We start from the raw sequence: 13,128 nt of genomic DNA, 5'->3' as shown, positions 1-13,128 counted from the left end.
AAACGCGTGTTAACTGGATAAAGTAAAGCGTAAAATAACAAGAAGATAGGATTGATGTGACATCCTATGCAAGTTTCATTATCAGGATATAAAAATTTTGCATAGTCATTAATGTTTTCATTTGGATGGAAGTAATGAACTATTTCAACTGCATCAGGAAATACTTCATTTACCATGTTCTAAATCCACTGGGTTCCATCTCCAATTATTACATTTTCTTTTATATTTCCATATCCAGCTCTAGCTGCTGCTGCAAATAAAAACTTTTTGAAATCCCTCACACTTCCCAAGTAAGAAACGTATTCTTTGTTTGTTATTATTTGGCTTCCATCTTTTCTTTTTATAACATCACTGTCTTTAAAAACTAGCCCTAGCTTCATTTCTTTCCATGTTGAACCTTTATTGTTTTCTGTTCGTGTATTTAATTGTGATCCATCTGTAAGAATATATAATCGTCCTTCTTTTAAATTTTTTACTACTTCTTGCGATGCTATATATTCTGGTCTTTCATATGCTAATTCTGCTTTAGTTTTTTCTTTTTCAAATACTCTTTTCCCTACTTCTTCAGATATTATCTGTGCTTGCGTAGGGTTAATACAGGAACATATCCAAACATAGATAGTATGTGAGTTGTAACATTTCTTTTGGATATACCCATTTTCTTCCCACAGGAACAAATTCTATTAACTTCGCTTCTTACAACGTTGCTTAAAAATGCACCCATTATTAGTAACACTACTTGGATAAGCGATTTTATTGTTTTTCCTGCTAATTTTTCTAAAGTAGTTATTGTAAGCTCACCGTTATCATCAAGCTTCACAGCTTCTTTAGCAAATTCCTTTAATACCCATTCCATTTCACCTATGTTTTTTGATACAATAGTATCGATGTTTTTAATCATAGTCTAAGAACCCCCTTTAAATTTTAATTCACATGGGTATCTTAGACTATTCTTTTGCCTGCTTTAAATAGAACTTTTAAACATGGTTTCTTATTCTTTACATAAATTAAATACACCCTTATCGGTTAGAAGGTTGCGATAATAAAGATATTATGCTATTCTATGAAAAACAGTATGTATGTGGATTGTTCCCATGGAGGAGACTATATGTTTTATTATATAGACAAACTATTTTTTTTCCTGTTATATAATCCGGCTGCAGAGAATACAGTGGTGGGAAACATGATGGTGTTTATTACAAATTGGTCTTCATATTCATTTGCGGCAACTTATCTGATAGTGATAGCTTTCTTGCTCTTACAAAGAAGCAGGAAGCTGATACCTGTCATTTTTGCTCCAGCCTTGACCATTGTAATTGTACAGACCATCAGGTTTTTTTATTTAAGACCCAGACCTTTTATTACTCTGGAAGTTGACAGTTTAATATATCATGCTGCTAACGGATCATTGCCCAGTATGCATGCTGCAAGTGCATTTGTAATTGCCACAGCCATCTGGTTTATTGATAAAAGGATAGGGAAATACGTACTGATTCTTGCATCCATGACCGCAATTTCAAGGGTTATGGTGGGTGTGCATTTCCCCTTTGATATTATTCTTGGAGCAATGCTTGGAGTATTGCTGAGTATCGGTGTTTTCAGAGGCACAAAAAGTTTTGTCGGGTATTATTAATATTAAGGTTTTGCTTATTTTCTGAAATACCAAAAAATGAAATAGGGTTGAGTGGACAGTATTATATAACATTTATAGGTTGTGGAGATAGGATAGATGTAGAAGCAAAAAATTGGTGGCTTACCGTCAATCAGGAGAAAAAGTTTCTGATTGGCGGTTTTTCTATATAACCAGATTTAGCAATTCTTTTAGCTCAAGTAAGAAAAAATAGCGTTAATCTTTTTGGACCAAAACCAACAGAAATACTTGAGCCTGTTCCAATGACAGAAATTCGAAAAGCGATTAAAGATTCCTTACCCGGGTTGATAGCTGGTATCAAAGGTGATGAACGCAATGTGATTTTAACTTAACAATAAAATCTGTATTTGATACGATAAAACTGTACTATAAAACTTTAAAAGTACAAAATAAGAGGTGTTATGAAAATGAATAAACTAAATGAGAAAAAATTAAAAAGGTTAAAGGAGGTGGCGACAGAGTTATTTATAACAAGGGGCTATAAGGATGTAACCTTAGATGAAATAGCCCAGAGAACAAGTATAAGTAAAATGACAATTTATAAGCATTATGATTCAAAGGAAGAGCTGTTTGAAGAAATTGTAATTAATCTAATGTACTTTCATATAAATACAGTTACTGAGGAGTTAAATAGAATAGAAAGTGCCTTTGAAAAAATAGAGTTTATTCTTGATTATGATATAAAGATTTTTAAGAGATATCCACTAATTTTCTTTAAGGATATTATGGGGTTACCCTTTGTAATGAAAAAAGCTATAGAGGTTTTGGGAGAACAAGGTAACGGCATTGTTACTAAAATTCTAAATGAAGGTGTAAAAAAAGGTGAAATAAGGGAGATTAACACTGAATTTGCTTCTGAATTACTTATGAAGCTACCTAGATTATTTAAAGATGAAATAGCTATTGCTGACGAAACTAAAATAAACTGGATAATGGAAAACTTATATAATTTTATTGAATAATGATACACTTGACACAAATCAAATTATGGAAGCAGTGGGTCTAGGGGATAGAAAAAACCATTTTCCTTCCCAAATGAGTGGAGGAGAACAACAAAGAGTTGCTATTGCTCGAGCAGTAGCAAAAAACCCTCAGATTATTTTATGTGATGAGCCAACAGGAGCACTTGATTCTGAAACTGGAATATTAATTTTGTCCCTTCTGAAGAAAATTAACATAGAGTATAAGAAAACAATTGTGATTATATCCCACAACACACCAATTGCGGACATGGCTGATAGAGTGATTAAAATGAGTAGTGGAAAAATAGTAGAGATAACCAAAAACCCCAACCCAATTCCACCAGAAAGGATTGTGTGGTAATGAGGAAATTAGATTTAAGATTATTTAGATTAATAAAAAGCTCAAAGGGGCAATTCATATCAATTTTAACGGTTATAACATTGGCATTGGCTATATATATTTCATCTAGCATGACAGCTATAAATCTTGAAGATTCGGTTGAGGGATATTATAGAGAAACAAATCTAGCAGACTTAACTGTTATGGCAATTAATATTCCTGATGAAGCATTGATTGATATTGGAAATATTGATGGTGTAAAGGAAGTTCAGGGGAGGATAGTTGAGGATTTTCCTTTGTTAGTTGAGGATGGTGATGAGAGGGTTAACGTTAGAATTATATCTATGCCCAGCCAATATAATAGAATTAATAAGCTTTACATGCAATCAGGAAGAGAAATTGAGGGGAAATCCAAAGAAGCTATAGTCATACAGCAATTTGCCAATGCAAGGGGAATAGAACTAGGTGATAAAATAACACCTCTAATTTACGGTGTTCCTCATCAATTAGAGGTTGTTGGTGTAGGCTCTAGTTCAGAGTATTCTTATCTAGTTGAAAAGGAAGAGACCTTACTGCCAGCAGATAAAGACTTTGGGGTAATCTATGTTAATGAGACTATTGTAAGAAATATACTTAATTATTACGATGGACTTAATCAGCTATTAATTAAAGTGGAAGATGATAGTGTAATTGAAAACATTGTAAAGGCAGTGGAAAGTCACATTAGCCACCATGGCTTAATATCTATCCTAAAGCAAAACGAAATACTAAGTGTTCAATTGGAGTTTTAAAGGCATTAGGCTATAGAAATTCAAGTATTTTACTACATTATACTAAGTATACACTTTCTATTGGGTTACTTGGAGGAACTTTAGGAGCCATACTGGGTATATTAATTTCTGATATACTAACTAACCTTTACGTTCAGTTTATTAATATCCCTATGTTTAAGACTGAGGTTTATTATGTTTATGTAATTTATGGCATTGTACTTAGCTGCATTTTTACTGGTGTTGCAGGCTTATTAGGTTCAAAATATGTATTAAAAATAGCTCCCGCTGATTCAATGAGACCAGAAGGACCTAAAGCTGGTAGGAAAATACTAATTGAATCTATTACTTGGCTATGGAGAAGTTTATCATTTAGTAATAAAATGGTTGTTAGAAATACCTTAAGAAATAAGAAACGTTTCTTATTTATAGTATTCTCTATTGCACTAACCTATGGAATCACTATGACTCCCTTTCAAATGGAAAATTCTATAGAAAAGATGTTCTCAATTCAATATGGCACCTATCACAGGATGGATTATAACATTAGCTTTAATAGTCCTATGCCCAACAGTGTCATTACAGAATTAGGGTCATTAACTACAGCACATCATATTGAACCTAAGATAGAAGTACAACTACAAGTTCAGACCAAGGAAGATTCTAAGGCAGTATCAATTATTGGTATACCCATGAATACACAGATGTTTGAGTTTTATAATAGAAGAAATCAAACTATAGACCTGCCAAAGGAAGGAATACTTCTTACTGAAGGATTGAGTAAAGAGCTTAACATAAAGGAAGGAGATTTTATTAGTTTACGTTCATATACACTAGGAACGGAAGCTTACAAAGTAGAAGTTAAAGGAATAGTTAAGCAATACTTAGGTAGCAATGGCTATATGAGTCTTGAATACTTTGAAGAGTTACTATCATTACAGGGTTATATAACAGGGGTATATGTTAATTCAAGTGTTGATCCCTGGTTAACCCTTAGCGAATAACCCTTTGTAAGATCAGTGACTGCCACAGGTGAACTGGTGCAAAGAAGCATGATGTAAACATGCATAACTATCCATACAAAGGAGAATTTATTTTGAATACAAATATTTGTATTGACATGTTTCTTTATATGACAATCACCCCAAAAAGTGAAAAACTGATTGATATGTTTCCACCTACCAATAGTGCTAAAAATGCTATAGATATGTTTCCTTTTACAGATATGGCGAATGACATTTATTCTATCCTATCGAGCCACGTTGAGACAGTAGCCTTGATAGAGAAGAAATAGGTTGAAAACAGTGGATTAGATGGTTTTTGATAAAAATTGAAGTGTATAATATGTTCCCCTAGACTAGTGTTTAGGGGATTTTGTGTTTGTGAGGGGGGAAGAAATTCCGCTGAATAAAGGTGTTTTGCGAGATTATAATGATGTTTATTTTTAATGTTCCTTAACTTTTAAATTTCTCACACTGAGCCATACTTTAAAATCTGTGGTATCTCTTATATATAATATTAATGGTTGTTTGTTTCCCAGAAGCAATCATGTTAAAGCTGTAATACGACTTATAAAGTAAATAGGTATACGTCTCACGGAAAGTTTCCCAAGAGCAGCAAGGCTACAATTGGATAGAAAACGACTGCTGAGTGCGTTGTGTTAATAGAAAAGAAATAGATTGGTATCAGGCATTAGAAGGTTTTAGATAAGAATATAGGACTAAGATATGCTCTCCTAGACGCTTGGGGCTATTTTAAAGGGAGGGGGACAATTTTTGTAAAATCAGTTATTTCGTGAAAACAAGCTTTCTTTTCCAAATATTTAAAGCTAAAATACAGTTCTTATAAAACTATATATCATAATTGTAACATCATAATCATTCATCACATAGAATAATAAAATAAAAATTACAAACAAAATAATCAATAATAATTACTCAACAGTAACTTTGATTGTGAGTAAGTCGGGGGCTAGTAAGGAGGATAAACCATGTGTGGAATTGTAGGATGGATAAGTAAGGAAGGAAATATTAAAGAAAGTACAAAGATTATTGAAAACATGACTTGTACACTTAATGAAAGAGGACCAGATGCTTTTGGTTATTATAGCTCAGAAAATGTGCAGCTAGGTCACAGACGATTAACGATTGTTGACCCAGAGGGAGGGGCACAGCCTATGATCAGAAGGATAGGAGATCGTAAGTATGTTCTCGTCTATAACGGTGAGCTCTACAACACCGAAGAAGTAAGGGAAAAGCTCATGAAAAAAGGATATCATTTTGAATCCTATTCAGATACAGAAGTTTTATTGGTATCCTACATTGAATGGGGGGCTGACTGCTTAAAGCATATTAACGGTATCTTCGCATTTGGTGTATGTGATGAAAAGGAAAAAGAAGTATTTTTAGCGAGAGATCACCTGGGGGTTAAACCTTTGTTTTATAGTATTAAAAACAACAATCTTATCTTTGGATCTCAAATAAAAGCCCTCTTAGCCCACACCATGATTAAGCCCACTATAAACTACGAAGGTGTTATGGAGATACTTGGTTTAGGGCCTGCTAGATCACTGGGTAATGGGATTTTTGAAGACATAAAGGAAATACCTCCAGCCCACTATTTAACCTATAGAGGCGGGGCTGCTAAGCTGGTTCAGTATTGGGAGCTAGAGGCTAAGCCTCATAAAGAGGATTTAAACACAACAATAGAACATACGAGACATCTGTTGGTGGATGCAGTCGAAAGACAGCTGGTATCAGATGTGTCGGTGTGCACCTTCCTATCTGGAGGATTAGATTCAAGTGCTATTTCCATCATTACATCAAACTTATTCAAGAGAGAGGGAAGAGGCCAGCTAGAAACCTTCTCCATCGATTATAGGGATAATGACAAATACTTTGAAGCAAATGAATTTCAACCAAACTCCGATCAAGTATGGGCAGAGAAAATGGCAGAATTCATTGGGAGCCACCATAACACTGTTACTCTTGAGAACGTACAACTGGTGGAAGCCTTAAAGGATGCTACAAAATACAACGATCTACCAGGTATGGCAGATATCGACTCATCCCTACATTTATTCTGTAAAGAAGTTAGAAAAAAAGCTACAGTGGCTCTTTCAGGAGAATGTGCCGATGAAATCTTTGGAGGGTATCCTTGGTTCATAAGACCTGAAGATGTTAATGCCAATACCTTTCCATGGTCAAAGTCAACTAAGGAAAGAAAAGAGATTATCAATAAAGACTTTCAAAATTATCCTATAGAAGAATATGTAGCCCAGAAATATCTAGATACAATTAATAAGGTGCCAAAGCTTAAGGGTGAATCCAAAGAAGAAGCAAGGATGAGGGAGCTATTTTATTTAAACATTAAGTGGTTTATGATCACCTTGCTAAACAGAAAGGATCGAATGAGTATGGGAAACAGTCTGGAGGTAAGGGTTCCTTTTGCTGATTACAGACTTGTAGAATACGCTTTCAATCTTCCTAATCATATGAAATTTTATCAGGGTAGAGAAAAAGGATTGTTAAGAGAGGCTCTTAGAGGAATACTTCCTCAAGAAATCATTGAAAGGAAGAAAAGTCCATACCCTAAAACCCACCATATAGATTATACAAAAGCAGTTCAGAGTTGGATGAGAAAAATTCTGTCCAATAAAAACGCCCCAATATTTGAATTGGTAGATCGTCAAAAGCTCACTGAAATCGTTGAGACAGGGGGAAAGGCATTTAAAAAGCCATGGTACGGTCAGTTAATGACAGGACCCCAGTTAATTGCATACTTCATTCAAATCAATACTTGGATGGAGGAATATCAGGTTAAGATCAAAAAATAATAAGGTAGGTGAGCATTATGGCAGGAAAAAACAATCTTGTATATACCATAACCAAAGAAAACCATCATCCTAAAGCACTTAAAAAGATATTAATAAAACATCCAGAGATCCAATTTGTATCTCTAATGGGGGTAGACTTGTGAGGAAATATCACAGATGAAAGAATACCAATAAAACTATTTCTTGAGGACATGGAAGCTCGAAGATATTGAGGTATGTGATATTATCTCAATGGAAGAGCCGTTTAGATATAGAAATAAAGCACAATATCCAGTTGGAATGGCAAAGGGAGAAACACAGGTAGGCTAGAGATTTCATGACATCATTGAGGGTTGAAAATGTCAAGATAAAAGTGCACATTTTTTATAATATAAAAGTGCACAATTATTATATTAGCTTTTTCCAGTTGAATCAGATGTCTCTGAGATATCAATTTTATCTTTAATTCTGTAAGAAGTTGCATGAATTTTATAAATTAACTGAAGATAGTCTAAATATATAGAATTCTAAGATATTGTGAACAAAAAGAGAATATTTATATGGTATTGAGTAAAATAGGGGCTGCAAATTTCGTAAATGGTATCTGAGAAATTAACATGTTTTTTGCGTAAAGATATTTGTCTTTCAAGGTTAAAAAGTATATAATAGATGAAAACCCTGTAGGAAAAGAAACATTTAAAAGAGAATTGTAATGAGGGAAATAGTCAAATGATAGATAAAATTATTGATTTAGAGGTTTATAAAAACAAACAAAATAAGGATGAAGAGTCCTTTTATGATGAATTTGAAGAATGGGAAAGTGAGGCAGAGTTTTTTAACAACAAGGATTGGGAGTCGCTTTTAAAATACAGGTATAAACGGGCGATGGAAAATCCAGATGATGTCTATTATCAATGGTGTTTAGGGGAAACATATGTTTTAAATAAGGAATACGAAAAGGCGATTGAGTTTCTTGTTCCTTTGCATAAGTCCGAACCAGAAGACATCGATATTCAATATAGTATTCTGGATGCCTTATTTGCAGTGGGTAAAGATGAAAATGCAGTAAGGTGGATATGCCAGCCAAATGTACTTAGACTCGGAGGACAAATTTTAAATTTTTGCTATGATTTCCTTAAGAAAAAGACAAAGCCAAGAACGGTGGAAGAAATATATCTCGAAATTTATGCCGAAGGATATCCTGTTTTTAATCAAGATGATCTGAAAAAGCTAATGATTGAAGACGGAAGATTTATTTTGAGTGATAATAACGCAGAGGCATATATGAGTGAAAATAAAGAAACAATAAAGAAAGGAAATATGGTGGTTAACGCATGAATAAATTGAGTGTTAAAGTAACTGGCAAAGAACAATATAAGTTCAATAATCAGGTCGATTTTTGTGTTGGTACAGGAAGAATGGGACTAGCACTTCAAAAGGAATATCAGGAGCAGCTTAAATTAGTTCAGGAGCATATTGGATTTAAGCATATAAGAGGCCATGGATTATTTACAGATGATATGGCAATATATCAAGAATATGAAATTAATGGCGAGAGAATTGTTGAGTACAACTATACATATTTAGATATGGTTATGGATAGTTATTTAGAGCTTGGACTTAAGCCTTTTATTGAATTAGGTTTTATGCCTAAAAAAATGGCTAGTGGAACTCAGACTATTTTTTATTGGAAGGGAAACACAACTCCTCCAAAGAAATATAAGGATTGGAACGATATGGTTCAAGCCTTGCTTAGACATTTAATGAATAGATATGGAGAAGATGAAGTAGTTACATGGCCAATTGAAGTTTGGAATGAGCCTAATTTACCAGGATTTTGGGAAAAGGCAGATATGCAGGAATACTTCAAATTATTCCAAAATTCATTTTATGCTATCAAAGAGGTTGATAGTCGTTTTAGAGTTGGTGGACCTGCTGTTTGTGGCGGCACTGATGAAATTTGGATTAAAGCGTTTATGGAGTTTTGTCATAAGAATAAGATTAAGGTTGATTTTGTTACAAGACATCATTATACAACTGAATTGCCTGACGATATAGGACATTATGGTTATGCAGAGCTTCAAGATAGTGAATATGGATTTGCTAATTTACATACTACTAGAGAAATAATTGATAGCTATGATGAGTATAGAGGCTTACAAATTCATATTACTGAGTTTAGTACCTCATACATTCCAAATTGTCCTATTCACGATACAAATCAAAATGCAGCATTTATAGCTAATCAATTGTCTAGACTTGGTGATGATAATGAATCTTATTCATATTGGACATTTGGAGATATTTTTGAAGAACGTGGAGTGCCATTTACCCCATTTCATGGAGGTTTTGGTATGGTTGCAAACGGTTGTATTCCAAAACCAACTTTTTATTCGTTTGTTTTCTTCAAAAAACTAAAGGAAAAAGAGGGCGTTTGTGTTTATAAGGATGATAAATGCCTTGTAATGAAATATGGCGATGACGAATATCGCGGTATTATGTGGAATGCTACAAGAAAAAGAAGTCATGACGATTTTTGTTTAAATATTGATTTAGAGTGTTTAAATGGTGAGTATACTTATTTGGCACAACGTGTTGATGAAGATACAACTAATCCATTAAAGATTTGGCATGATATGGGTGAACCAGCCAATTTAACTGATGGCGAAAAAGAAATACTTAGAGCTTCAGCGAAACCATTTATTACAAGCAAGAGATATAATAATACCAAAGGATGTATAACTATAAGTGAAGAACTCAAGGAGCATGCGGTAGTTTATTTCCAATTAAATAAGTCTACTGTTAAGCCTGATAGAGGGTATGATTATGAAAGAGTAATTCAAAATATAAGATAAATAATAGATATTATTTATTCCTTATTCATCCTAAAAAGGATGAGTGGAAGCGTGTTCAGGCTTGCTTTAGTTCAGATTCTCTTCTTGGCGAGTTTGAGGGTGGAGATGTTTTTGATCCAAAATCGTTTGAACTAGTTCCTTCAAAGGCAACTTACAAATGTTTGCCATTGACTGCGTGTGATTACTTTAAGGTACCTGACGCGGATAAAAAGAATAAACAATTATTTAAAAGAGAAGTCAGTAAAAATGATTCTAATAATAAATAAAAATTAGATTTGCAATTTGTATCAGAGCTGAAATTTCTTCAGTTGGTGGTAGAGAAGAAAATTAAGATATATATTTACTTGTTCAAAAAAATAGTTTCTTCTTTAGTTTTAACTAATATTTTTATACCGTTGTATATTATCATCATTCAAAAACTCATATGCAGCATTAATTTCCTGAAACCTCTTTGTTGCATTTGGAACTTTACTTAAATCTGGATGATATTCTTTTGCTTTTCTTCTATATGCTGATTTAATTTTATTTTTATCTGAATTATATGGGACACCTAAAATATCGCAGCTTTTTTCATAGTTATTTTTAAAATCAAGATTGGTATTTGCGTATCCGCCGCTGCTATAATCATTATAATTTCCTTGTCCACTATAATAGTTTTGTTCATACCATTGTTGTCTAAACCTTTCCTGCCATTGTCTTTGCTGCTCATAATAACGGTGTTGTTCTTGTTTTATTTTTTCCTCTTCTGCTTTTCTATAAGCCTCTTTATATTGATTAAAAGTTTTATAAGTGTACTTTTCACTATCCGATAAATAATTAGCAGTATTAAATAAAAATTCCGTTATTATATATTTGAGATACTTTAAATGAGATACAAATCTACCACCAAATAAAAAAAACGTAAATAGAAGTAATACGATAGTAAACCCAACAGGGTGCATAAGTATCCTAAAGCCTACATTGGCAAACAAAATTAAAAATAAGCATCCTCCCATACTCATTAAAGCTAAACAGCCTTTGAAAAATTTGCCTGCAAAAAACACTATATTTTCTGTTAGCTTTATTAGGCCATTTATAATTACAAATATAACCTTAGCTAACATGTATAAAAATGTACCTGAAATTTTTTTGACTATTCTCATCTATTATTAATATCTCCTTATAGCATTTATCTTATTCTAAGACTCCATCTGAAGCCTTGATGTTTAGCTTTAGCTAAACGAATTCACTTTTTACTAAAATCTATTTAAATTAGGTCTTTTTGGTAAACTTTTCTTTGCATTTAGGACATGTAATTAAAATTTTACCTTTTCCCTTTGGCACCCTAAGGGTATTCTTGCAGTTAATGCATTTATAGTACTTATGGGTCTTTGAATTCTTAATACGATTCAGAATTTTCTTATACTTAGAGTAAATAGGACTAGTAAGTATTACAAACTTATAATTCTCCATACTGCGCTTTTGTATGTTTCTTGAGAATATTCTATAAAAACCCAAGAACAAAGGAATATAACTTATAAACATTATTACTGAGTTGGAGGCAAGCCTACTGACAACTGTCAAAACAATTGATAATATAAGTAAAAAAACAGATAATTGATCTCCTCCGTACCTTCCAAACATAAACTTTTTTAACCAATTCATAGTCATCCTCCATAGTAAATATTAAGTATCTTACGTACCCGTATCTAGTTACTTTATTATAATACATGTAAAGTTGTTTTTATTATATATTTTATAATGTTATAACTCAAGCATATTAAAGTAGTTTTCAAAAGAGATTTACAAATATATATGTAACCTTTTTGAAATTTACTTGTAAAATAGTTCAAAAAGATATAAAATTAAGTTGTTAGGAATTAAAATAAATATTAAGGGGGCGGGGGAGAATGGTTTGTTTATTTATATAACATTTTATATCTGGCTAAAAATACAAAGTGTAGTAAAATTTAACTAAATAAGTATGTCAAAATTATTTTTTGGAGGGTGAGTTTTATGAAAAGATTTTTTTTATTTTTTATAATGTCAATTACTTTTGTATGCTTAAGTGGTATTTTTGTTTGGGCAGATAGTGAAAATGAAAATAAAGGTATATACTCACTAGAACTGCGTTGCCCAATGGCATCTGGCGTTTACATGATAAAAGAAGGAGATAATACAGAAATGGTCAATGCTATAAATAGAAATTACATAGCAGGTACTGTTTTGGAGATAACAGTAGTACCAATACCGTCCATTAATCTTGTATTTGATAAATGGACAGGATCTGTTGAGAGTAGTGATAGTACCATAATTGTTGTAATGGATAGTGATAAAGTTATTACATCTCATCACAAGGAACGGTATAAACTTGGAGACTTAAATAGGGATGGTGTAATTGATTCAACAGATTATATTTTGTTAAGAAGATATATTTTAAAAACAATTGATGATTCTGATATACACTTTATAAATCATGTAGCAGATTTAAATGGTGATGGTGAAATTAATTCAACTGATGCAGTTTTATTAAGGAGATATATTTTAGGGCAAATTAATACATTCAAGCACTAAGCTGTAGTTTTTTTTCAAACAAGCGGTAATTGGCTTATGGAGGATTCAAGTATCTGGTTCATTAACTCTTCAATTATCACAGAATTTTCATTTAAGAGCTTTTTTAATAGTGCTGAGATAAAAGAAAAACTTCCTACTAGAAAGAAGAAGTTCTCTAATAACTGGTACAAGCAAAAAAAGAAA

The 13,128-nt window shown here is 32.6% G+C and carries 16 protein-coding genes and 1 pseudogene; 14 read left to right on the top strand and 3 right to left on the bottom strand.

Annotated elements, in window-relative coordinates:
• Positions 1-179: 179 nt before the first annotated feature.
• Both RBH29_RS03755 and RBH29_RS03750 read right to left on the bottom strand, forming a co-directional pair.
• Entirely contained in the window at positions 180-677 is a 498-nt protein-coding gene (locus tag RBH29_RS03755; RefSeq protein WP_306695254.1) for a hypothetical protein, read from the bottom strand.
• Positions 572-901, bottom strand: coding sequence for a hypothetical protein (locus tag RBH29_RS03750; RefSeq protein WP_306695253.1), 330 nt, complete (start codon positions 899-901; stop codon positions 572-574). Before RBH29_RS03750 ends, RBH29_RS03755 begins: the two co-directional genes overlap by 106 nt.
• 207 nt (positions 902-1,108) lie before the next feature.
• On the opposite strand from RBH29_RS03750, the gene RBH29_RS03745 reads away from it, so the two are divergent.
• The 13 genes and pseudogenes from RBH29_RS03745 (at position 1,109) to RBH29_RS03685 (ending at position 10,392) form a co-directional block, all read left to right on the top strand.
• Positions 1,109-1,633 (top strand): phosphatase PAP2 family protein, encoded by a 525-nt coding sequence (locus tag RBH29_RS03745; RefSeq protein ID WP_306695252.1) that lies wholly within the window; start codon positions 1,109-1,111, stop codon positions 1,631-1,633.
• Positions 1,634-1,680: 47 nt separating this feature from the next.
• On the top strand, positions 1,681-1,803 hold the full coding sequence (locus RBH29_RS03740) for a hypothetical protein (RefSeq protein WP_306695251.1): 123 nt from the start codon (positions 1,681-1,683) through the stop codon (positions 1,801-1,803).
• Positions 1,804-1,980: pseudogene (locus RBH29_RS03735) on the top strand (aminoglycoside adenylyltransferase domain-containing protein); the annotation flags it as partial. It abuts the gene before it with no gap.
• A 78-nt stretch (positions 1,981-2,058) separates the two neighbouring features.
• Positions 2,059-2,613 (top strand): TetR/AcrR family transcriptional regulator, encoded by a 555-nt coding sequence (locus tag RBH29_RS03730; protein ID WP_306695250.1) that lies wholly within the window; start codon positions 2,059-2,061, stop codon positions 2,611-2,613.
• The gene (locus RBH29_RS03725) at positions 2,606-2,974 is read left to right on the top strand and encodes an ABC transporter ATP-binding protein (protein ID WP_373463287.1); all 369 of its coding nucleotides are present in this window, start codon (positions 2,606-2,608) and stop codon (positions 2,972-2,974) included. The genes RBH29_RS03730 and RBH29_RS03725 overlap by 8 nt, the downstream gene beginning before the upstream one ends.
• Positions 2,974-3,744, top strand: a complete 771-nt coding sequence (locus tag RBH29_RS03720; RefSeq protein WP_306695248.1) for an ABC transporter permease — start codon at positions 2,974-2,976, stop codon at positions 3,742-3,744. The genes RBH29_RS03725 and RBH29_RS03720 overlap by 1 nt, the downstream gene beginning before the upstream one ends.
• A complete protein-coding gene (locus RBH29_RS03715; RefSeq protein WP_306695394.1) occupies positions 3,696-4,727 on the top strand; it encodes an ABC transporter permease in 1,032 nt (343 codons plus the stop codon). Before RBH29_RS03720 ends, RBH29_RS03715 begins: the two co-directional genes overlap by 49 nt.
• 92 nt (positions 4,728-4,819) lie before the next feature.
• A complete protein-coding gene (locus RBH29_RS03710) occupies positions 4,820-5,017 on the top strand; it encodes a hypothetical protein (RefSeq protein ID WP_306695247.1) in 198 nt (65 codons plus the stop codon).
• Between the two features lie 696 nt (positions 5,018-5,713).
• Positions 5,714-7,558, top strand: coding sequence for an asparagine synthase (glutamine-hydrolyzing) (gene asnB, locus RBH29_RS03705; protein WP_306695246.1), 1,845 nt, complete (start codon positions 5,714-5,716; stop codon positions 7,556-7,558).
• A 17-nt stretch (positions 7,559-7,575) separates the two neighbouring features.
• Entirely contained in the window at positions 7,576-7,701 is a 126-nt protein-coding gene (locus tag RBH29_RS03700; RefSeq protein ID WP_306695245.1) for a hypothetical protein, read from the top strand.
• A gap of 40 nt (positions 7,702-7,741) precedes the next feature.
• A complete protein-coding gene (locus tag RBH29_RS03695) occupies positions 7,742-7,867 on the top strand; it encodes a hypothetical protein (protein WP_306695244.1) in 126 nt (41 codons plus the stop codon).
• A gap of 399 nt (positions 7,868-8,266) precedes the next feature.
• The gene (locus RBH29_RS03690; protein ID WP_306695243.1) at positions 8,267-8,875 is read left to right on the top strand and encodes a tetratricopeptide repeat protein; all 609 of its coding nucleotides are present in this window, start codon (positions 8,267-8,269) and stop codon (positions 8,873-8,875) included.
• Positions 8,872-10,392 carry a GH39 family glycosyl hydrolase gene (locus RBH29_RS03685; protein WP_306695242.1) on the top strand — a complete coding sequence of 507 codons (1,521 nt, stop codon included), beginning with the start codon at positions 8,872-8,874 and terminating at the stop codon, positions 10,390-10,392. Before RBH29_RS03690 ends, RBH29_RS03685 begins: the two co-directional genes overlap by 4 nt.
• Before the next feature lie 374 nt (positions 10,393-10,766).
• Here RBH29_RS03685 and RBH29_RS03680 read toward each other — a convergent pair whose 3' ends face one another.
• Positions 10,767-11,534, bottom strand: coding sequence for a DnaJ domain-containing protein (locus RBH29_RS03680; RefSeq protein WP_306695241.1), 768 nt, complete (start codon positions 11,532-11,534; stop codon positions 10,767-10,769).
• A gap of 853 nt (positions 11,535-12,387) precedes the next feature.
• Here RBH29_RS03680 and RBH29_RS03675 point away from each other — a divergent pair.
• Positions 12,388-12,945, top strand: coding sequence for a dockerin type I repeat-containing protein (locus RBH29_RS03675; RefSeq protein WP_306695236.1), 558 nt, complete (start codon positions 12,388-12,390; stop codon positions 12,943-12,945).
• The last annotated feature ends 183 nt before the right edge of the window (positions 12,946-13,128 follow it).

The sequence above is a fragment of the Herbivorax alkaliphila genome (genome assembly GCF_030848475.1).
Classification (GTDB): Bacteria; Bacillota; Clostridia; order Acetivibrionales; family Acetivibrionaceae; genus Herbivorax.
This window is presented reverse-complemented; position numbering and strand designations above follow the sequence as displayed.

Excerpts from the sequence above, each read along its gene's own strand:
- RBH29_RS03750 (WP_306695253.1), bottom strand. The coding sequence starts at position 901 with ATGATTAAAAACATCGATACTATTGTATCAAAAAACATAGGTGAAATG.
- RBH29_RS03745 (WP_306695252.1), top strand. The coding sequence starts at position 1,109 with ATGTTTTATTATATAGACAAACTATTTTTTTTCCTGTTATATAATCCG.
- RBH29_RS03730 (WP_306695250.1), top strand. The coding sequence starts at position 2,059 with ATGAATAAACTAAATGAGAAAAAATTAAAAAGGTTAAAGGAGGTGGCG.
- RBH29_RS03720 (WP_306695248.1), top strand. The coding sequence starts at position 2,974 with ATGAGGAAATTAGATTTAAGATTATTTAGATTAATAAAAAGCTCAAAG.
- asnB (WP_306695246.1), top strand. The coding sequence starts at position 5,714 with ATGTGTGGAATTGTAGGATGGATAAGTAAGGAAGGAAATATTAAAGAA.
- RBH29_RS03700 (WP_306695245.1), top strand. The coding sequence starts at position 7,576 with ATGGCAGGAAAAAACAATCTTGTATATACCATAACCAAAGAAAACCAT.
- RBH29_RS03690 (WP_306695243.1), top strand. The coding sequence starts at position 8,267 with ATGATAGATAAAATTATTGATTTAGAGGTTTATAAAAACAAACAAAAT.
- RBH29_RS03685 (WP_306695242.1), top strand. The coding sequence starts at position 8,872 with ATGAATAAATTGAGTGTTAAAGTAACTGGCAAAGAACAATATAAGTTC.
- RBH29_RS03680 (WP_306695241.1), bottom strand. The coding sequence starts at position 11,534 with ATGAGAATAGTCAAAAAAATTTCAGGTACATTTTTATACATGTTAGCT.
- RBH29_RS03675 (WP_306695236.1), top strand. The coding sequence starts at position 12,388 with ATGAAAAGATTTTTTTTATTTTTTATAATGTCAATTACTTTTGTATGC.